Origin of the sequence: Limnospira platensis NIES-39, assembly GCF_026000695.1 — a bacterium.
GTDB lineage: Bacteria > Cyanobacteriota > Cyanobacteriia > Cyanobacteriales > Microcoleaceae > Limnospira > Limnospira platensis.
On sequence record NZ_AP026945.1, the window covers coordinates 1,597,291 to 1,616,391 of the forward strand.

A 19,101-nucleotide genomic window follows, 5' to 3' on the forward strand; every position below is an offset into this window, starting at 1 on the left:
TTTAACTAGTGGGGATATATTCCCTACACCAGATAGTTAAATTGGGGTGTCCTCTGGCTAAGGCGAATAAGCGATCGCCCCTCAATATACACCTTATATAATCCTGTAACTTAGCCGTTTTGTTGACATTCAACACCTGCCAAATTCCGGCTTTTTTTCTTATCCATAAACCCGCAAAAACAGCCGCATTTTTTACAGAAATATAATCGGATTTTCGGCTGACTTTTAGCCGTCTATTGCCGGTGGGACAGGTTGAATATTGATTAATAATAATTGTCTCAGTGGCTGCTAGGTCGCGTTCCTGTTGTAGAGTTAATTGATAGGTAGTGTTTCCATAGAGTGCAGCTATTTCTAGGACATAAACACCTGCGGGTAAATTAAAGGCGATCGCTGACCCCTCATTAGGCTGCACTAATTGGCGACTTACTAGGCGACCCCTAGCCGTTTTTAGTCGCAATTCTACCCCAGCACTAAAGCCTTCCACAGAACAGTTTAACCATCCCTTAACCGGATGATTAAAGGTGTAGATGTCTATGGCATCTCTCCCCATAAACCCTACATAAACGCCATGATTAGCTAAATTTCCCAGTGCAAAAGTGATGGCAGCAGCCATAATTACAGCCCCAAGTTTTTCGTCAAACTTCCTATGGAATTATACCACAGTTTACACATTATATAGCATTCCACAGCAAATTAATTATTTTTCTCTAGCTACAGCAGGTTAATCGTCCCCCAGACCCTAGGCTGAGATTTTTAATCATTTTTCAACTATTGTCGCGCTAACTTGGTGCTAAAATTCTCTACAATGATAATCATTCTCACCCACGGAGTCCCACACCCAAATCAAAAGCCATTATTCCCGTGGAGTGAAAAGCATGATCAGCAGTTAGTAGGAGGTTTTGATGATTTCCGGATCTCGATTATTTGGACGTTTAACAGTATTGGTCGCTTCCACAGTCGCCCTAGGTTTAGGGGGTTGTGGCCCTACAGCTACCACTAGCGAGACAGAAACACCAGAGACTCAAGCTACAACTGTAGCCACAGAAGCACAGTTACAGGTGGTGACCACATTCACACCCATGACACAGTTTACCAGGGCTGTGGTAGGCGATCGCGCCACAGTAGTGCAACTAATGCCGACTAATGTCGGACCCCATGATTTTCAGGCGAGACCAGGAGATATACAGGCGATCGTCAACGCTGATGTCTTGGTGAAAAACGGCCTCGAAATGGAGTTTTTCCTAGATAGTTTGATTGAGAATGCCCGCAATGATAACCTAGTAATTATTGACTCTAGTAAAGGCATCCCTACCGTTGCTAATGAAGATCATGATCACGGTCACGGTCACGGTCACGGTCACGGTCACGGTCACGGACATGATCACGGTCACGGTCACGGACATGATCACGGTCACGGACATGATCATCACCATCATCACCATCATGGAGAATTTAACCCCCATATTTGGCTAGACCCTAAACGCGCAATTCAACAAGTCCAAAATATTCGAGATGGCTTAATAGCCGCTGACCCAGAAGGGGCCGAAAAATACACAGCCAATGCGGCTGCATTTATCGAAAAACTGCAACAACTTGATGCTGAGATTACCCAAAAACTAGCACCTTTTTCTGGACAAACTTTTGTAGTATTCCATGATTTTGCCCCCTACTTTGCCGAAAGCTACAACCTTCAAGTTGAATCTTTTGTGGGTATCCCCGAACAAAATCCATCCCCCCAAGATGTGCAAAGAGTTATGAATACCGTTGCCGAATCAGGACTACAAACTATCCTCACTGAACCCCAAGTAGATCAGGATATGTTTTCTACGATCGCCCGAGATATGGGAATTAGTGTCGGTGTATTTAACCCTATGGAAACCGGAGGACCTGAATCCATTGAACCCGAATATTACCTGCGTGTTATGCGGGAAAATGCTCAAAATTTATTAGATGCTTTCGGCGGACAAACACAGTCATGGCTACCTTTATCAACCCCTAAATCTGTCGCAGTTATCCCCCAACCTGTCGGCTTACGCTTCTAGGTTATTCCCTCTGATATTTCCGGGGTATTTACCCTGGAAAATCATCATTAAATTGCACCCTCTTAAAGGAGAATAAAATTGAAAAATCCCGTGTTAATGGTGGATAGATTAACAGTTTATCATGATACCTATTTGGCTGTTGACAATGTTTCTTTTAACTTAGAAGAAGGAACCGATATGGCGATTATTGGACCTAATGGGGCTGGGAAAAGTACATTAATTCAGTCAATTTTAGGTATTTTACCGCGCCAAAATGGTGATGTATTTATCCTAGGACAGTCTTTGAGTCGCTCAGGATATTTGCCTAATTATGTCCGCCAAGAAATTGCCTATTTACCCCAAAATTTTATGTTCGATCGCCGCATTCCTATTACCGTTGAGGAATTAGTCGGTTTGGGATGGGATAAATTAGGTCTAAAACTGCCTTGGGTGGGTTCCAGAAGCCGTTATCAGGCTATTAGACAAGCCTTAATTAAGGTGGATGCTTGGAAGCTGCGCCATAACTTGATTGGCGGTCTTTCTGGTGGTGAAATGAAGCGAGTTTTATTAGCTTATTGTGTGGTGCGCCCCCGCCGATTGTTAATACTTGATGAGGCTTTAGCCGGCTTAGATTTTCAGGGAGAGTTGGATTTTTACCAATTATTATATCAACTCAAAAAAGAAGAAGGTTGGGCAATTTTGCAGATTTCCCACGACCTCGATCAGGTGAGAAAACACTGCGATCGTGTACTCTGTTTAAATCGCATGGTCTTATCAGAAGGAACCCCAGAAACTATCCTCTCCCCCGAAAATATATCCGTCGCTTATAGTTCTCAATTACGATTAATCAGTAATAACAATACGCCCTATAAAATTACTGGTTAACCACCCACAATTCATGGCTTTATTAATGTTCTAAATAGACCAAATAGAAGGAGATTAACCCTTGACAATTCCAGCCGAATTAACTCGTATTATTCAACTTTTTCAACTGCCTTTTATGCAGCGAGCCCTCATGGGTGGCATTCTCACCGGGTTGATGGGGGGAATGTTAGGCAGTTTCACCATTTTAAGGCAGCTTTCATTTTTCAGTGATGCTCTCGGACATTCGGCATTATTAGGCATTAGTATTAGCCTATTATTAAGGCTTGATCCGTCTTGGGCTATACTACCTTTTGCCGTAGTATTTGCCCTTGGTGTCACCTATTTTATGGAACGTACCCAACTCTGGACTGATGCTTTATTAAATATAATTTACTCTTCATCTCTGGCTATTGGCATTATTATCCTGAGTTTTAGAGACAATTACCGAGGGGGAATTAATAATATTTTATTTGGCGATATTTTGGGGATTCGGGAATCGGATTTAATCTTGTCTGGTTTGTTACTATTAATCTGCATTGCATTTATTACCCTCACTGTGCGATCGCAGATGTTACTAACCTTAAACGAACCTTTAGCGATTGCGCGCGGCGTGGCTGTCACACCCCATCGCACTTTCTTTATAGTCTTATTATCCCTACTGGTCGGAATATCCATAAAGGCGATCGGTGTATTACTAATTAGTGCTTTTGTGGTAATTCCCGCCTGTGCCGCTAGGTTACTAACCCGCAATTTTATCAGTTACATTATAGTATCATCCGCTTTAGGTGGATTTAGTGCGGTTTTAGGTATGATATTATCAGCATTATTAAATTTGCCATCCGGTCCCAGTATTGTCACCATGCAATTAGCCATTTTTCTGCTGGCTATTCTGATTCCCAATCTGAAACTTTTAGTATCCTAATATCTGCCATAGATACCATTAAAGGTCTGTTAATGTAGCGATCTCCGCCAGTTAAAAAACTTATTTAATAAACTTTGCTGCCATTTACTTTCGGCAAATTTCCATTTTTTCAATAATAAAGCCGCCTTACTATTCACCTCCGAAAGAGTCGGGTAAACGTGAATACCTGTTAACGCCGAAACCTTCAAATTGTTAGCCATTGCCAAAACCACCTCATGGATTAATTCCCCCGCCACAGGTCCGACAATATGAGCCCCAAGAATCTCCCCATTTCCGCGAACAATAATCTTCCCAAACCCCGCAGTTTCTCCCTCGGCTTGGGCGCGATCCACATCAGAAAACTGTTGTTTAAGAATATAAACATCATCCCCATAATGACCCCTCGCCTGTGCTTCTGTCAACCCCACCCGCGCCAATTCTGGGTCAGTAAATGTCGCCCAAGGAATTACCCGATAATTGACCTTACTTACTGGGAAAAATAGGGCATTAGTCAACACCACGATCGCTTCATAACCCGCCACATGGGTAAACTGATAACCCCCAATGACATCCCCACAGGCATAAATTCGAGAATTGGTAGTTTGCAGCTTTTCATTTACCTTAATTCCCCCTTTATCTACCAGTACCCCCGCCGCCTCTAAATTCAGGGATTCCACATTAGGCGATCGCCCTGAAGATACCAAAATCTCATCAACAATAACCGTATTATCCCCCGATTTAATCAGTTTTTTATCCTGTGCAATTTCCACAGCTTCCGCGCGGGATTTCGGCAAAATTCGGATACCTTCCGCCTCAAATTGCTGTTCAACTACCCTAGCTGCTTCCGGGTCTTCTTTCGGTAAAATATGATCGCGACTGGAAATAATTGTCACCTCCGAACCCAACCGAGAAAACGCCTGTCCTAACTCACAACCAATAGGACCCGCCCCAATGATAGCAAGAGATTTAGGGCATTTTTCCAAGGAAAATACCTGCTCATTAGTGAGAAAACCAGCCTCTGTTAAACCTGGTATATTGGGAATAGCCGCACGGGAACCCGTAGCAATCACAAACGCCCTAGCTTTTAACTGTTTCCCATTGACTGCAAAGGTTTGATAATCAATAAATTGACCATCCCCAAAAATCACCTCAACTCCTAATCCCTCAAAACGTTCTGGGGAGTCATGGGGTTCTATATTTTTAATGACTTGTTGAACATGAGCGATCGCTTCCGCAAAATTAATCGTTGGTGAGGTTGTATGTACACCAAATCTAGCCGCATTTTTGACTTGATAAGCCATGCGAGAAGCATGGATGAAAGACTTGCTAGGAACACAACCAAACCAGAGACAATCACCCCCTAAGCGATCGCGTTCCACTAGGGCCACTTTAGCCTTTAATTGGGCGGCGGCACTAGCCACAACCAAACCCCCGGAACCCCCACCAATTACGATAATATCATAATCCACAGCCATAATTTTTTACCTAATTCAATCACATCAATTTGCTACCCTCAGAATATGATAAACTCATCAATCTGAAGGTAGCCTGAACCTTAACCGAGTAATAACTAAAAATTACCCCAACTTCTGATTAACTCACAGATGGATCTGTGGTAGTTTCTGACCCGCCACCCGCGAAAAATTGGCGAGTTACAGCAGCAGTAATAATGTGGGAAAGTAAACCCATGGGACCCGCAAATAAACATAAAATCAGAGAATGAATTGTCCAAACTCCGGTTTTTTGTCCTTCCCAATATATCCAACGTCCCACAAACAGATCTAAGATTAAAAAGTGAACCCACCCTGCGGCTGCGATCGTTTCATCTCCGAAAAACTTAGCGATATCTGCTAATTGGGGGTTAGATAAAGCCGCCGCACTTTCGGGGTTTATGCTACCCGCAAACAGATACAGATATGTTAACGCCAACAGGATAAAGGGAATATATGATTCCATCACTTTTCGGGTAACTCCCCAATTGGGAAGAAACACCATTAGACTCCAAAAAGGAAGTACAAATATGTTGGCGACATTAAAAATTTGGTCAACTGGTAAATTCAACATGGCTGACTTGTGAACAGTATTAAGTAACTATAACAAATTTTGGGGAGTTTGTTAATCATCAGGCTGTCTATAATGTGCCTAGATTAATTCCGGTGAGTTAATTAAATAAACTCTGATGCTCAATAGTTAAAATTGTGACGGGATTTACCGGCGCAAATTTGGTCAAATTACCGATGGAAAATGAACGGGAAATCTGCACTTGTAAAAGATGATAATTCCAGCTTTTTTCAGATTGGATCTTGTATTTGACCCACTCTAAGGCTAAATTTAGATGTTCTAAAGTTCTCAGGACTACCACTATCCTACCTCCCGGAGAAAGTCGAATGCTACAGGTTCCTAAAATCTCCGGTAAATTGTTGTCACTATTTCCCATAAAAATGCGATCGGGGGTTCTTAAATGATGCAATATGGCGGGGACTTCCCCATTGATTGATATGACATTTTTTATCTGAAATCGGCGACAATTCTGCTCTATTAAAGACGTTCCAGATGCCGTTTTTTCGATGGCGTAAATTGTGGAGTTGGGAAATAATCTCGCCATTTCTACTGACACTGAACCCGGACTGGCTTGCATATCCCAAATGACTTGATTTGGCTGTAACCCTAGTTCGCCTAATGCTAATATACGCAGTTCCCGTGGGGTGCTTAATTCGGGTTCGTTGGTATTACCAAAAAATAGGTTATCTGGGATTCCTAAGCTGGGAATATTCGCTAAATTGACCTCATTTATAACCTCTGGTAAATCGGGTAATAATATAACCAGGTTTAAGGGTGAAAATTGATAGTTATTTATCCGGTCTACCGGATAGGGTTGTACTCGCTCATTTTCGCCCCCTAAATTTTCGGCAACCCAGAATTGATAAACTCTGGGTAAATCTAGGGATAAGATTAATTGGGCGATCGCTTGAGGGGGATAATCTACACTTGTGAAAATGCCTATCTTTGTCACCCCGTCTTTTAAAGCCTGAGTTAAACTATCTACTGACTGATTATTAAGGGTAATTAATCTCGCATCTTCCCAAGGAATTTGCAGGCGATTAAAAGCCAACTGCATTGAACTAATATGGGGATGAAAAATTAACTGATCTGGCGGAAATTGAGCTGCTAATACTCCCCCGATATCAAATAATAACGGGTCGCCAGATACTAAAAATATCACTTCTGGGTTGGTCTGATAATTTCTTTCCCAATTGGTTAGCCATTGTTTGAGTTCCGACAGGGTTTCCACCAGGTCATTTAGCAGCAATTTCGGAATAGTCTCATGGCTAAAATAACCCAAATTACGAGAGTTACCGACTAACAGATTACCCCGTTTAACTACCTGGCGCACAGACTCCGACAGTCCCGCCAATCCATCTAAGCCAATGCCAATAATATTTATTGTCAATTATCTATTTTCGGTAAAATTTGCCAGTTCCCAGTTGAGGAATTGTTAACTGTTTAGGAATAAGGTTTATGGGTAGATAACCCACTAAATAGGGTTCTCTTAAATGGGATAATTGGTTAGTGCGTCATTAGCCAATTTTGCTCTAATTGAGATTCAAAAAGTAACTGGATATGACGCACTCCGAAAATCTTAAAAAATAAACCTTGGCCAGTGAGGTTCTCGTTGATAAGCCATCATGTCTTCAAACTTCCTAAAATCGGCTTTTTTGATGAAGATTTCTTGGGAATTATCCAGCCATTGATGGTTAAATTCAAAAAGTTGTTGACTCAAAGTTTCTCGGTCTAAATCATTAGGGATAGAGCCAAAATAACCCAAAGTTACATGAGCCACCAAGTGATATTGCTGCTCAATTCCCAAAGCCATTAAATTAGGGTTCTGATAAATAGACCTGCGGAATTGAATCAACAAATTATAAGCCTCCTCATCCCTAGGAACCAGACAAACAACGATCGCTCTAGTCATTACCATCAAACCCAAAACCTGCCAAGCAAAAGGCTTGGAGATTTTCTGAGATTCAAAAATGGTAAAAGATTCGGCGATCGCCTCTTGAACTTTACTTTCAAAATCTGGTATTTCCCGAGAAGCCTCTCGATATAAATCATCCCAAATCAAATCAGCCAAAGTAAAATGAAGGCTATCTGGGGGAATCTTCACAAAAAAATCAGGGTCTAAAATTTGTGCCAGTTGCTGTTGACAATCCGTCAAATTTTGATAAAAATCGGCATTATCAACATCTTCCCCCGCCGGAGGTGTAATCACACTGTAACCAGGAAAAGGAACCGGCTTCCTCTGACCTTGAGCATCAAGGGTAAACTTAGGGGATTCCTGAATGTGTTCCAGTTGTGATAGATAAGCCGGCCCTAAAGTCATCCTGGCCACACGATTGACATAGGTTTGATAGTTATCGTCCAACTCTGTTTTCCTCGTTATTAAAAGACAATTTGTTATGCCAATTTACCTGTACTGGGGGGACGACGACTTCTCCCTGAGCAAAGCAGTAGACACCTTGCGGGAATCTGTCGTTGATCCCAATTGGTCTAGTTTCAATTTTGACAAAATTCTGCCCGATACACCAGATTCGGTCATTTCTGGACTAAATCAAGCTATGACTCCACCATTCGGCTTGGGACATCGTTTGGTATGGCTAGTTAATACACCCCTGACTCAGCATTGTTCTCCAGAAATTCTACAGGAGTTAGACCGAACCTTACCCGCTATTCCCGAAACCACCACCTTATTATTTAGCAGCCCCAATAAACCCGATGGCCGCCTCAAATCCACCAAACTCCTACAAAAATATGCCCAAGTTAAGGATTTTTCGGCAATACCACCCTGGAAAACTGACCAATTGGAACAGCGGGTCCGAGAAGTAGCCCAACAACTGGGAGTCAAACTTAAACCAGAATCAGTGGAATTTTTAGCCGAAGCGGTCGGAAATGATACCCGCCAACTCTATGGCGAAATGGAAAAACTCAAACTATATGCTGATACCATAGACCGTCCCCTAGACATCAAAACTATTACTCCCCTAATCCACAGCAATACTCAGAATAGTCTAAAACTGGCGATCGCCATTAGAGAAGGCAAAACTAGCCAAGCCCTAGGGTTAATTGCCGATTTAATCGCCCACAATGAACCCGCCCTCAAAATCCTAGCTACCCTAGTCGGACAATTCCGCACCTGGCTATGGGTCAAATTGATGATCGAAACCGGAACCAGAGATGATCAAGAAATCGCCCGCCTAGCCGAAGTCGGGAACCCCAAGCGCATATACTTCCTTAAAAAAGAAGTGCAACCCCTTTCCTTACAGCAACTTCAACAAACCTTACCCAAATTGCTGCAATTGGAAATTAGCCTTAAACGTGGCGCAGATGAACAGTCAACACTACAAACACAGATAATCGAACTTTGTCGCTTATTTCACCGTTAGTGTATGATACATTATCATGGAGTGGCACAGTTCGCCGTTTCAGTCTGGGTCTGGTATCTTTACACCCGGGTAATATCCGGTGTAAGGGCAGGTTAAAAGCCCCAATCCCGACCCCCCCCCGTTTTTGATCTGTGTCATGTCGCAGGTATCACCGAAAATTTTCCCCCAAGGTTCTCGTGAGGGTTAGCCATGCCAAACCAAAGCCAAATGGAACTAGCCAAGCAGGGCGATCCCCAGGCGATTGCCAATGTGATTAACAATTCCCTAAAAGCTAAAAACATTAATGCCGATGTCTGTGGGGAAGATAACTCCCTACACATCATGCTAGAAGGGGATGCGGTTCCTAACAATCAACAATCATTGGTGAATTTTGTTCGCAATGGGATGACTAAGTTAGATGTCCCCTCTATCTATACTGTCAAAATCTATGGACGACAATTGGGGGATGATCCGGCTTGGGAAGAAGAGATCGTTTTGAAGGAGCCACCGCAAACGGCGATCGACCCGGAAGATGATATGATTCCCCCTGATGTGGTTGATATCGAGGACGATTTCAGCGAACAAGATACCCTCCTCGATCAGGATGATCATATTGATGATTATGTTGTCGATGATGATGACATCGACCCTGACGACATCGACCCTGACCAAGAAATTGACGATGATGACGAGTATCGCTACATTCCAGAAGAAGATGATGATCCTGATGAGGATGATGAGGACAAAACCCAAGAAGTACAACCTTCTCAGCCGAAAAGTAATAAAGTCCTGTTACTGATTCCGATTATATTATTGGTGGCGATCGCTGCTTTGGCAGGATTGCATTTTGCTGGTATCTTCCCTCTACCCTTCCTCCCCGGTGGTAGTTCAGAAATCACCGCCGACCCAACCGAACCAGCCGAACCAGCCGAACCAGCCGACCCAGCCGACCCAGAAACTCCCCAAGCGGCCGACCCAGCCGACCCAGAAACTCCCCAAACGGCCGAACCCGCAGCTACCCCCACGGTGGCGACTGACCCTTGGCGTGAAGGCATTAATGCGGCCATGAATGCGGCGACCCTAGGCCAGAGCGCCCAATCTCAAGCTGAATGGAATGCGGTAGCCAGTGAGTGGCAAAAAGCCAGTGAACTCATGAGCCAGGTTCCACAGGACAGCGAAAACTATCAGGCTGCTCAAGAGAGGGTTAGCCAGTATGCTGAGAATCAGCGGATAGCCGAACAACGTGCAGCAACTGCGCCCTAGGGAAGATAGGAGGGTATACCCGTGACTAATAAACAAGCCAGATCACAGAGATATCATCGCAGCGGCCCCAAACCATGGCCGGGCAGTATCCAACCGACTCATTATACCCTGTTGGGCTTGCATCCCTCGGCATCGTCTATGGAAATTCGGCGGGCTTACCGAGAACTGAGTAAACGCTATCATCCAGATACAACAGATTTATCAGAAGATGATGCTAAAGCTAAATTCCAAAAGTTGAATGAAGCATATAGCATTCTGAGTAATCCCGATCGCCGTCAAATGTATGATCAAACCATTAGTACAAACAGGGTGATCACTCCCCCCACGGAGATTAATTATCGGAACCATTCGAGACCCCCAAAATCGAGGCATTCCAGCGCCACAGAAGCGATCGCCGCTGAAAATCGGCCTTTATCCCCCGGAGAACTATTTGCTCTGTTAATGATGGCAGTCAGTTTGATAAGCTGTTTAGGATTAGCAATAGCGATCGCCCTGTTTCGTTCAGATATAACCCTTTAAGCGAGCCCCTAGAAAAATTTTCAACAGCAATCAATTATGACCTTACCAAGTCCCAATACCCCCCTATATAACCATCCCCTACCAGAAATAGAAGACTGGTTACGCTCCCTGGGCGGTGAACAAGACCTCCAGGAACTCCATTGTTGGCAAGTAGAAAAGCCCACCTGGAAAGCCGACCTATGGTTGGATATTGACCAAATAACAGTACGTTACATTGGCGCAGGTACAGACGGCCAAGATATTCAACGCTCCTTTAAATACTCCCTCAGTCGTCAAGATATCGAACAAGCGGTTTTTTCCGGTCCCTAATTCAATCACGAGTACCCACCTTACCAAATCGACGCTCTCGCTGCTGATAAGAACACAGGGCCAGGTGAAACTCATGGCTGTTAAAATCCGGCCAGAGAGTGTCAGTCACATAAATCTCAGCATAGGCAATTTGCCAGAGCAAAAAATTACTAATCCGTAATTCCCCACTGGTGCGAATCAATAAATCCGGGTCACAAGTTCCGGCTGTATACAAATACTTTTCAAATAAAGCCCCATCAATGGCTTCCGGTTCGAGAGTACCCTGTTTAACCTGATTGGCGATCGCCTGACAAGCCCTAACAATCTCCTCCCGTCCCCCGTAATTAGTAGCCACAGTAAACAAAATCCCCTCATTATTGCGGGTAGTCTCCATTGACTTCTCAATGCACTCCCTCAGAGAAGCAGGAAGCCGATGCAAATTACCCACAAACCTAATCCTAACCTCCTCCTCCATCATCTCCTCAAGTTCCCGCATGAGAACCCGCTCAAACAAAGCCATCAAAAAATCTACTTCTTCTAGGGGTCGCCCCCAATTTTCGGTGGAAAACGCATAAACCGTTAAAGCATTAATTCCCCAATCACGACAGTAACGGAGTAAATTCTTGAGAGCATCAATCCCTCGCCGATGCCCCATAGTGCGTGGTAGTCCCCGACGTTTCGCCCAGCGACCATTACCATCCATGATCACCGCGACATGGTTTGGGAGGCGATTTCGGTCAAGGTCAGCAGGTAACTCATGTATAACCCTTGGCTTTCGATTCATTTTTTCTCCCGAGAAGCTGACGAACGAAAACGGAACACCTTGGAAATGAACGACAACCTCTTTAATCCTATCCGCCGTTTAAGGGTATCTATGGAAATAGGAGGCTTAGTTTTATCATCCCCCGCTAGAAAAGACCGAGCTTCTAATAACTCCTTGAGTTTACTACTGGTTAGGGGTCGGTTCAGTACACCCTTATCAGCCAGAGAAATTGACCCAGTTTCCTCGGAAACCACAATACATACACACTTAGCAACCCTTTCTGTAATGCCCATAGCTGCTCGATGGCGGGTTCCCAACTGTCGCGAGGCTATCCGTTCAGACAGGGGCAAAATCACCCCTGCAGCAGCCACCCTAGAGGCTCTAATCAGCACCGCACCATCATGGAGTAGAGTTTTAGGCTGAAAAATCGTCTGTAGCAGTTCCCTGGAAACTTCCGCATTTAAACGCACACCCGGAACGGAAAAATCACGCTCATCAATGGGACTGCCTATTTCAATTATAATCAAAGCCCCAGTACGGTTTTGAGAAAGTTCTTTGACCGCCTCGACAATTTGATCAATGACTCCATCGGATTCAGGGATACCTTTTCGGCTGGCAGCAAACAGTTGCAGCACCTCCCCTCGCCCTAATTTTTCCAGAAATTGTCTAAACTCTGACTGCAAAATTACAGCCATAGCCACTGCGGAACCAGTTACCAAACTATTTAGGGCAATATAAAGCAGTCTCAGATTAGCCCAATTACTGATGGCCGTTGCCAACATTAACACAATGAAACCTCGAACCATCCACAAGGTTCGACGCTCTCCAATAATCACAAGGACGATATAGGCGACGGCAAAAACCAGTCCAATATCGATGCTGTTAACCAACCAGGACTCAAGCCAGGCAGGGTCTTGACTTTGACCCGAACTCATTGAACGCGATATGAGGTTAAAACTATTGACATCTTCCCGAACTCCCAACTTATCGATAATGAATTAATTATCTATATTGCTGGGGACTCGATTCCTCATCCTCAAATGGGGACAGGCATGATGCGGGGCGATGTCTAACCCCGCGTTAGTTACTTAAATTAAGGCATCAAGGGCGATCGCCAAGCCTTTCGGGTAAACGATCCTGACGAATCAGATCTGAATAGGTCTCCCGTTGAATAATGATCGTACTTATTCCCTCATTCACCAGAACCGCTGCCGGACGAGGCAGACGATTATAGTTAGAAGCCATACTATAATTGTAGGCTCCCGTTGCCATTACCACCAAGATATCACCAGTTTGACAATCTCCGGGGAGATGGGCTTGTTGGATTAAGATGTCCCCAGATTCGCAATGTTTGCCAGCTACTGTTATGGTTTCGGTTAATGGTGCGGACATCCGATTAGCAATTACCACTCTGTAGACAGATTGATAAGTAATCGGACGGGGATTATCTGACATTCCCCCATCCACTGCTATATAAGTTCGCATATCTGGAATCTCTTTGCGCGAACCAATCGTGTAAGCAGTGATCGCCGCCGGACCAATAATCGATCGCCCTGGCTCACACAACAGCTTAGGTAAAGGGATCTGGCGTTGTTCACAGGCGGCGACGACCGATGAGGCGATCGCACTCACCCAACTTTCAATACTGGGGGGGTCATCATCTTCTGTATACCGAATCCCTAAACCTCCCCCCACATTAACTTCCGTAATATTTAAACCATACTGACTGCCTTTAGTGACCGCATCCATTAGCACCCCAGCCAAGTCTTGATGGGGTTGCAGTTCAAAAATCTGAGAGCCAATATGAGCGTGAATTCCCTCGCAGCATAGGGATGGATTGCTACTGACAAATTTAAACACCTCATCGAGTTGATTAGGATCAAACCCGAATTTACTATCAAGATGTCCCGTCCGAATATACTCATGGGTGTGGCACTCAATACCCGGCGTAAATCTGATCATCACCCGCACGGGAGATGTTACCGACATTTGATCTGCCAACTCCACCAGGTTGGTCAGGTCTAGCCAGTTGTCAGCCACCACAGTACAGCCAGTGCTAATGGCTAACTCCAGTTCTGATCGCGATTTGTTGTTACCATGTAGGTAAATCTTATCGGGACTCACCCCCGCCATGTTTGCCGTGTATAGTTCCCCACCGGAAACCACATCAGTCCCCAAACCTTCCGAGGCAACTATTGCACAAACCGCTAAACAATTCCATGCCTTAGAAGCATAAAGAATCAGCGATTCTCCCGGGTAGTATTTTTCCCAAGCCTCCCGATATTGACGGCAAGCAGTACGGACCGTCACTTCGTCTAATATATACAGAGGGGAACCAAACTGACTGACCATTTCCGCCACATCACAACCGCCAATTTCTAGGTGATCTTGGTGGTTGACCGTAGCCGTGAGGGGTAACAGTTGTTGGTTAGGCGATATCGAGGTTGTGCCTTTTTCCGAGTTGAGTAGGTACTGAAGTCCAGAATTTTCCACAGTTTTAGTATCAATAGTTAGTTTATTTATCGGCGCGTGTATCTGCGATCGTACCAAATTTCTGTCACCATTGTTAATCTTAATCTATCTATTAGCTTTCACCCCAGCCTCTGTGACCATCCTACAACTCAAACTTCTCACCCCCGACTTATTACCCGCAGTAGTAGAACTCGATCGCCTCTGCTTAGGTGGATTATGGAATCAATCTGGATATCAAAGGGAATTAAATAGCGCCAATAGCGATCTGGTCATCTGGACACATCCAACCTACGGACAACCCTTGTCCGGTTTACAGACAATTTCCGTAGAAGTCCCCCAAACGCCACCCCCACCCGTCATAGGCATCGGTTGTCTCTGGGCTATTGTAGACGAAGCCCATATCACTTTACTAGCCATTCATCCCGATTATCGGCGCTTAGGTCTAGGGTCAAATTTACTGCGGGCTTTACTGCAACTCGCCCAACAGCGAGGATTATCCCATGCGACCTTAGAAGTTAAGGCTTCCAATGATATCGCCCTATCTCTATATCAAAAATTCGGCTTCCAAATCGCGGGAAGGCGCAACAAATACTATGCCGACACCGGAGAAGATGCCCTAATACTTTGGCTTTCTGGTCTCCCAAGTCTTATTTGAGATTGTGCTAGAATCCGGGATCAGAGACAGACAACCACGATACAGAATCACTGATTCGATTTCGGGTACCTTGTCCCTATTCGGCAGATTCTGTAGCCATTGGGGACTACTCAATAGCCAAAGATGAGCCGATCGCCAACCCAAATACCTGATCCCCTAGATACAATTAAAAATGAGTCAATCCCATAAGTGAAACTTGTTGAGCAACTTTCAGCATAGTTTTACCCGATCATTGAAAATATCACGCTAAAATTAGCATACGAGCCAGCAGCAGGTGATAAAAACTAGCCATGTTTGAACGCTTCACAGAAAAAGCCATTAAGGTGATCATGTTAGCCCAGGAGGAAGCACGCCGCCTGGGACATAACTTCGTAGGAACAGAACAGATCCTCCTGGGTCTGATTGGCGAAGGGACTGGCGTAGCAGCCAAAGTCCTGAAATCGATGGGGGTCAACCTCAAAGATGCTCGGATCGAGGTCGAAAAAATCATCGGCCGCGGCTCCGGGTTTGTCGCCGTTGAAATTCCTTTCACTCCGCGCGCCAAAAGGGTTTTAGAACTCTCCTTAGAAGAGGCTCGTCAACTCGGACATAATTATATCGGGACAGAACATTTGCTTCTGGGTCTGATCCGAGAAGGAGAAGGAGTAGCCGCTCGTGTCCTGGAAAATTTGGGGGTTGACCTGTCGAAGGTTCGCACCCAGGTAATTCGGATGTTGGGTGAAACCGCCGAAGTCGCCGCCGGGGGCAGTAGTGGTCGCACTAAGACCCCAACCCTCGATGAGTTTGGCTCGAATTTGACCCAAATGGCCTCCGAGGGCAAACTTGACCCGGTAGTGGGACGACAAAAGGAAATTGAGCGGGTGATCCAAATTTTGGGTCGTCGTACTAAAAATAATCCGGTGCTAATTGGAGAACCCGGTGTCGGTAAAACCGCGATCGCCGAAGGTCTCGCCCAGCGCATTGCTCAAAATGACATTCCCGATATCCTGGAAGATAAACGAGTTGTTACCCTCGATATCGGCCTCTTGGTGGCTGGTACTAAGTATCGGGGTGAGTTTGAGGAAAGACTCAAAAAGATTATGGATGAAATCCGCTCTTGCGGTAATGTCATCCTGGTAATTGATGAGGTTCACACCCTCATTGGTGCAGGTGCTGCGGAAGGGGCTATCGATGCAGCTAATATCCTCAAGCCAGCTTTGGCGCGGGGTGAGTTGCAGTGTATCGGTGCTACTACCCTCGATGAGTACCGCAAGCATATTGAACGGGATGCCGCCCTGGAACGTCGGTTCCAACCCGTGATGGTGGGTGAGCCTTCGGTACCCGAAACCATTGAGATTCTCTATGGACTGCGGGAACGCTATGAGCAGCACCACAAGCTGAAAATCATTGATGAAGCTATCGAAGCGGCAGCGAAATTGTCCGATCGCTATATTAGCGATCGCTATCTCCCCGATAAGGCGATCGATTTGATTGATGAAGCCGGATCGCGGGTGCGCCTGATTAACTCCCAGCTTCCCCCAGCCGCCAAGGAACTCGACAAGGAATTGCGACAAGTCCTCAAAGAGAAAGATGACGCGGTGCGCTCCCAGGACTTTGACCGAGCCGGAGAATTGCGCGATCGCGAAATGGAAATTAAGTCCCAAATTCGGGCGATCGCTCAAAACAAAAAATCCGAAACTCGCACCGACGAGGACGATTCCCCCATGGTAACAGAAGAGGATATCGCCCAAATCGTCGCCAGTTGGACCGGGATTCCCGTTAACAAACTCACCGAGTCCGAGTCCGAGAAACTCCTGCACATGGAAGACACCCTCCACCAGCGTCTTATTGGTCAGGAAGAGGCTGTCAAAGCCGTTTCTCGCGCTATCCGTCGCGCCCGTGTCGGACTCAAGAACCCCAACCGACCCATCGCTAGTTTCATCTTCTCTGGACCAACAGGGGTAGGTAAAACCGAGTTGACTAAATCCCTCGCCGCCTACTTCTTCGGCTCAGAAGAAGCCATGATCCGCCTGGATATGTCGGAATTTATGGAGCGGCACACCGTTTCTAAACTCATCGGTTCCCCTCCCGGCTATGTGGGTTACAACGAAGGTGGACAACTCACCGAAGCGGTGCGCCGTCGTCCTTATACCGTGGTGCTGTTCGACGAAATCGAAAAAGCTCACCCCGATGTCTTCAATATGTTATTGCAGATTTTGGAAGATGGGCGCTTGACCGATGCTAAAGGTCGCACCGTTGACTTTAAAAACACCCTGATCATCATGACTTCCAACATTGGATCTAAGGTGATCGAAAAAGGTGGCGGCGGTCTTGGGTTCGAGTTTGAAGAAAATCAAGCTGATGCTCAATATAACCGCATTCGCAACCTGGTTAATGAAGAACTCAAGCAATACTTCCGTCCGGAGTTCCTCAACCGTCTGGATGAGATTATCGTCTTCCGTCAACTCAATAAAGATGAGGTCAAGGAAATCGCGGTAATTATGCTTAACGAGGTGTTCGGTCGCCTGACGGAAAAAGGCATTCGCCTGGAAATTACCGATCGCTTTAAAGAAAGACTGGTAGAAGAAGGTTATAACCCCAGCTACGGTGCGCGTCCCCTGCGTCGCGCCATTATGCGTTTGCTGGAAGATAGCCTCGCTGAGGAAATCCTCTCTGGTCGCGTCAAAGAAGGCGATACGGCGATCGTTGATGTCAATGAAGACGGTCAAGTTCAAGTCTTACAAGGCGAGAAACGGGAACTGCTTCCCCAAGCCGCTGACTAATTGCTAGGCGTAGGTTTTTAAGCCTATTGTTATTGCATCGATAATATATGTAGGGATAATTGGTGAATTGTCCCTACTTTTTTTTTAGAATGATGTAGTAGCGTTTTCACAAAAATCATGAATAATAAAAACTCAGGGCGGTTGGTTTGGAACCACTCTACCCACCTTCAGGGCTTGATCCCTGTTTTAGATAGATTAACCAAGTATCAGGGAATCCATACGATTACCCCAGGAGTAATCACTAGGGCTAAGGCTCATTGTCCGCACATGAAGTTAAGAGTATCTGTTCCTATTCGTGGCGGCTTTAAGGTGTTGGCTAGGGCGGGAAAAACCGTTCAGGAAGTCTTTTTTGTGACTAGCCTCTCCCAAAGCGAATTAGAAGGGGCGATCGCTAATGCTCTGAGATGCAGGAGTTAATATCCTAAATTTTTATCAAAAATCATGGGTCTAAAACCGCGCCCTAGAAGGGCGGCTTTCACTTAGCCAAGCATTTTGTGCTATGGTAAACACCATAACAGTCTGTTCGAGCCATGCTTGTTCTCGAGTTCAAAGTTAAAGGGAAGTCCCACCAATACGCAGCGATTGACGAAGCGATCCGAACCGCACAATTCGTTCGTAACAAAGCACTACGCTATTGGATGGACAACCGAGGTGTTAACAAATACGACCTTAACAAATACTGTCGAGTCCTCGCTCGAGAGTATGACTGGGCTCGAGAACTCAACAGCACGGCTCGTCAAGCTTCGATGGTGGCCTACGAAGATTTGAGGATTAAGAATATTGTGAGAAACCACTGTCTTGCCAAGTCCATTCACGATGCTCTTTGGTATCAGTTCAGGAAATGGTTGGAGTATTTTGGGGTAAAATTTGGCAAGATTACCGTAGCGGTAAACCCTGCTTATACCTCTCAAAAATGCTCGAGCTGCGGCACGATTGTCAAGAAAAGTCTCTCAACTCGAACCCATATTTGTCAGTGTGGGTGTGAGTTAGACCGAGACTATAACGCAGCCATCAACATTCTGAAGGCTGCCTTAAGTACCGTAGGGCATACGGAAACTTAACGCTTCTGGAGATTTGACCGCTACTTTGGTTGGTGCAAACCTGTCAGAGCAAGTCGAGTCGTTGAAGGAAGAATCCCCACGCCTTTAGGCTGGGGAGTGTCAATGGTAAGGG

General features: G+C 45.4%; 18 protein-coding genes and 1 pseudogene. 11 read left to right on the forward strand and 8 right to left on the reverse strand.

The features are described 5' to 3' along the window. Position 1: 1 nt before the first annotated feature. Entirely contained in the window at positions 2–613 is a 612-nt protein-coding gene (locus tag N39L_RS07985; RefSeq protein ID WP_014274866.1) for a hypothetical protein, read from the reverse strand. Positions 614–902: 289 nt separating this feature from the next. On the opposite strand from N39L_RS07985, the gene N39L_RS07990 reads away from it, so the two are divergent. From N39L_RS07990 to N39L_RS08000, 3 genes are all read left to right on the forward strand, one after another. Then, entirely contained in the window at positions 903–2,042 is a 1,140-nt protein-coding gene (locus N39L_RS07990; RefSeq protein WP_014274867.1) for a metal ABC transporter solute-binding protein, Zn/Mn family, read from the forward strand. Positions 2,043–2,138: 96 nt separating this feature from the next. Then, complete coding sequence (locus N39L_RS07995) at positions 2,139–2,906, forward strand: metal ABC transporter ATP-binding protein (RefSeq protein WP_373869266.1); 768 nt, start codon at positions 2,139–2,141, stop codon at positions 2,904–2,906. A 61-nt stretch (positions 2,907–2,967) separates the two neighbouring features. Next, entirely contained in the window at positions 2,968–3,807 is an 840-nt protein-coding gene (locus tag N39L_RS08000; protein ID WP_014274868.1) for a metal ABC transporter permease, read from the forward strand. Between the two features lie 29 nt (positions 3,808–3,836). On the opposite strand, the gene N39L_RS08005 is transcribed toward N39L_RS08000, so the two are convergent. The 4 genes from N39L_RS08005 to N39L_RS08020 all read right to left on the reverse strand — a co-directional run bounded on the left by N39L_RS08005 (position 3,837) and on the right by N39L_RS08020 (position 8,209). Next, the gene (locus tag N39L_RS08005) at positions 3,837–5,261 is read right to left on the reverse strand and encodes a dihydrolipoyl dehydrogenase family protein (RefSeq protein WP_014274869.1); all 1,425 of its coding nucleotides are present in this window, start codon (positions 5,259–5,261) and stop codon (positions 3,837–3,839) included. Between the two features lie 118 nt (positions 5,262–5,379). Continuing rightward, a complete protein-coding gene (locus N39L_RS08010; protein ID WP_006617099.1) occupies positions 5,380–5,850 on the reverse strand; it encodes an ABA4-like family protein in 471 nt (156 codons plus the stop codon). Positions 5,851–5,947: 97 nt separating this feature from the next. Next, a complete protein-coding gene (locus N39L_RS08015) occupies positions 5,948–7,237 on the reverse strand; it encodes a bifunctional cobalt-precorrin-7 (C(5))-methyltransferase/cobalt-precorrin-6B (C(15))-methyltransferase (protein ID WP_014274870.1) in 1,290 nt (429 codons plus the stop codon). Positions 7,238–7,426: 189 nt separating this feature from the next. Then, positions 7,427–8,209 carry a DUF1868 domain-containing protein gene (locus N39L_RS08020; protein WP_006617101.1) on the reverse strand — a complete coding sequence of 261 codons (783 nt, stop codon included), beginning with the start codon at positions 8,207–8,209 and terminating at the stop codon, positions 7,427–7,429. A 34-nt stretch (positions 8,210–8,243) separates the two neighbouring features. Between N39L_RS08020 and holA the strand changes: the two genes are divergently transcribed. The 4 genes from holA (at position 8,244) to N39L_RS08040 (ending at position 11,297) form a co-directional block, all read left to right on the forward strand. Further along, positions 8,244–9,227, forward strand: coding sequence for a DNA polymerase III subunit delta (holA, locus tag N39L_RS08025; protein WP_014274871.1), 984 nt, complete (start codon positions 8,244–8,246; stop codon positions 9,225–9,227). Positions 9,228–9,416: 189 nt separating this feature from the next. Beyond that, entirely contained in the window at positions 9,417–10,469 is a 1,053-nt protein-coding gene (locus N39L_RS08030) for a hypothetical protein (RefSeq protein ID WP_014274872.1), read from the forward strand. Positions 10,470–10,490: 21 nt separating this feature from the next. After that, positions 10,491–10,988: a J domain-containing protein gene (locus N39L_RS08035; protein ID WP_172973460.1), complete on the forward strand. Its 498-nt coding sequence runs from the start codon at positions 10,491–10,493 to the stop codon at positions 10,986–10,988. Positions 10,989–11,024: 36 nt separating this feature from the next. Then, entirely contained in the window at positions 11,025–11,297 is a 273-nt protein-coding gene (locus N39L_RS08040; protein WP_006618423.1) for a DUF3143 domain-containing protein, read from the forward strand. A gap of 1 nt (position 11,298) precedes the next feature. On the opposite strand, the gene uppS is transcribed toward N39L_RS08040, so the two are convergent. The 3 genes from uppS to lysA all read right to left on the reverse strand — a co-directional run bounded on the left by uppS (position 11,299) and on the right by lysA (position 14,532). Further along, a complete protein-coding gene (uppS, locus tag N39L_RS08045) occupies positions 11,299–12,060 on the reverse strand; it encodes an undecaprenyl pyrophosphate synthase (RefSeq protein WP_014274873.1) in 762 nt (253 codons plus the stop codon). After that, positions 12,057–12,974 (reverse strand): diadenylate cyclase CdaA, encoded by a 918-nt coding sequence (gene cdaA / locus N39L_RS08050; RefSeq protein WP_006618425.1) that lies wholly within the window; start codon positions 12,972–12,974, stop codon positions 12,057–12,059. The genes uppS and cdaA overlap by 4 nt, the downstream gene beginning before the upstream one ends. Before the next feature lie 166 nt (positions 12,975–13,140). Beyond that, positions 13,141–14,532, reverse strand: a complete 1,392-nt coding sequence (gene lysA / locus N39L_RS08055) for a diaminopimelate decarboxylase (protein ID WP_006618426.1) — start codon at positions 14,530–14,532, stop codon at positions 13,141–13,143. Between the two features lie 112 nt (positions 14,533–14,644). Here lysA and rimI point away from each other — a divergent pair, with 112 nt between their 5' ends. From rimI to N39L_RS08075, 4 genes and pseudogenes are all read left to right on the forward strand, one after another. Continuing rightward, positions 14,645–15,166: a ribosomal protein S18-alanine N-acetyltransferase gene (gene rimI / locus N39L_RS08060; RefSeq protein WP_014274874.1), complete on the forward strand. Its 522-nt coding sequence runs from the start codon at positions 14,645–14,647 to the stop codon at positions 15,164–15,166. 290 nt (positions 15,167–15,456) lie between these two features. Further along, positions 15,457–17,928: an ATP-dependent Clp protease ATP-binding subunit gene (locus tag N39L_RS08065; protein WP_006618428.1), complete on the forward strand. Its 2,472-nt coding sequence runs from the start codon at positions 15,457–15,459 to the stop codon at positions 17,926–17,928. Positions 17,929–18,045: 117 nt separating this feature from the next. Continuing rightward, entirely contained in the window at positions 18,046–18,345 is a 300-nt protein-coding gene (locus N39L_RS08070; protein WP_014274876.1) for a DUF2103 domain-containing protein, read from the forward strand. A gap of 257 nt (positions 18,346–18,602) precedes the next feature. Beyond that, positions 18,603–19,077 (forward strand): annotated as a pseudogene (locus N39L_RS08075) (RNA-guided endonuclease InsQ/TnpB family protein); the annotation flags it as partial. Positions 19,078–19,101: the final 24 nt, after the last annotated feature.

Bases quoted from the DNA above. Each gene is read 5' to 3' on its own strand.
- N39L_RS07990 (WP_014274867.1), top strand. From the start codon at position 903: ATGATTTCCGGATCTCGATTATTTGGACGTTTAACAGTATTGGTCGCT.
- cdaA (WP_006618425.1), bottom strand. From the start codon at position 12,974: ATGAGTTCGGGTCAAAGTCAAGACCCTGCCTGGCTTGAGTCCTGGTTG.
- N39L_RS08070 (WP_014274876.1), top strand. From the start codon at position 18,046: ATGAATAATAAAAACTCAGGGCGGTTGGTTTGGAACCACTCTACCCAC.
- uppS (WP_014274873.1), bottom strand. From the start codon at position 12,060: ATGAATCGAAAGCCAAGGGTTATACATGAGTTACCTGCTGACCTTGAC.
- N39L_RS08010 (WP_006617099.1), bottom strand. From the start codon at position 5,850: ATGTTGAATTTACCAGTTGACCAAATTTTTAATGTCGCCAACATATTT.
- N39L_RS08030 (WP_014274872.1), top strand. From the start codon at position 9,417: ATGCCAAACCAAAGCCAAATGGAACTAGCCAAGCAGGGCGATCCCCAG.
- N39L_RS07985 (WP_014274866.1), bottom strand. From the start codon at position 613: ATGGCTGCTGCCATCACTTTTGCACTGGGAAATTTAGCTAATCATGGC.
- N39L_RS08005 (WP_014274869.1), bottom strand. From the start codon at position 5,261: ATGGCTGTGGATTATGATATTATCGTAATTGGTGGGGGTTCCGGGGGT.
- holA (WP_014274871.1), top strand. From the start codon at position 8,244: ATGCCAATTTACCTGTACTGGGGGGACGACGACTTCTCCCTGAGCAAA.
- N39L_RS07995 (WP_373869266.1), top strand. From the start codon at position 2,139: ATGGTGGATAGATTAACAGTTTATCATGATACCTATTTGGCTGTTGAC.
- N39L_RS08040 (WP_006618423.1), top strand. From the start codon at position 11,025: ATGACCTTACCAAGTCCCAATACCCCCCTATATAACCATCCCCTACCA.
- N39L_RS08065 (WP_006618428.1), top strand. From the start codon at position 15,457: ATGTTTGAACGCTTCACAGAAAAAGCCATTAAGGTGATCATGTTAGCC.